The organism is Mycobacterium colombiense, from assembly GCF_001672755.1.
GTDB lineage: Bacteria > Actinomycetota > Actinomycetes > Mycobacteriales > Mycobacteriaceae > Mycobacterium > Mycobacterium colombiense_C.
In genome coordinates this window covers 1-908 of the sequence record NZ_LZKI01000157.1, presented here as the reverse complement: position 1 = coordinate 908, position 908 = coordinate 1, and the positions used below count along the sequence as shown (strand labels likewise).

General features: G+C 69.1%; 1 protein-coding gene. It reads right to left on the bottom strand.

Going from position 1 to position 908, the window contains the following annotated elements; translation table 11 throughout:
• The coding region (locus A5708_RS21075) for a 13E12 repeat family protein (RefSeq protein WP_231117970.1) at positions 1-908 on the bottom strand (908 nt) is incomplete at both ends.

The following is a 908-nucleotide window of genomic DNA, read 5'->3' as shown; positions in this document are numbered from 1 at the left end:
CCGCGGGTGGCGCCACAGCCCGGAACCGCGCACGTGCGGTCGCGATGCTCCAGCGCGCGGCGAAGCCGCCGGTTGATCAGCCGGGTCGCCCGGCCGGCACCGATGACCTGGTCGTGGCGTTCGAACCAGACTTCACAGGTGGCATCACAGGTCAGGTATCGCCGTTCGGCGTCGGTCAGCAGCGGACCCAGATGCAGCGCTGCGGCGCGCTTTTCAACGTCGACATGCACCACCACGGTGGTCTGCTGCCCGTGGGGGCGGCGGGCCGCCTCGGCGTCCCACCCGGCCTCGACCAGGTGCATGAACGCCTCGACAGTGCCCGGCAACGGCGGCAGCTGATCGAAGGCGCGGTCGCCCATGTCGCGATCGCGCTTCCACTCGGCGATCAGCGCATCACGATGAGATGCCAACGCCGCGTCGAACTTGGCCGCATCGGGGTGCGAAAGTTTGATCCGCCAACAGCTGCCCTCGTCGTCGGAGGTCTTGGTGATCGAGGCCTGCGGTTCAGACGCATCCGGCCGGGGATCGGGTTCGGGTCGCGGCTCCAGCTTGACCGCGGTGCGCAGCTGGTTAACCGTCGCAACCGCTGCAAGCTCTGCGTAATGCTCATCAGAACCCTCGCCCGCCCGGGCCGCGATCACCCCGAGCTGATCCAGCGACAGCCGGCCCTCCCGCATGCCCGCCGCGCAGCGCGGCAACTCCTCCAGCCGGCTCGCGATGGCGGTGATCGTGTGGGCGTTGGCCGGCGAGCAGCCGGTCTTCCAGGCCACCAGCGCCGGCACCGACCGCGCACCCGTGATTCCACAGAGCTCGTCGCGATCGATCTCGGCCACGATCTCCACGATGCGCCCATCAATCGCGTTGCGCTGACCGGTCAACTCCGCCAGCTCCTCGAACAGCACCTCAAG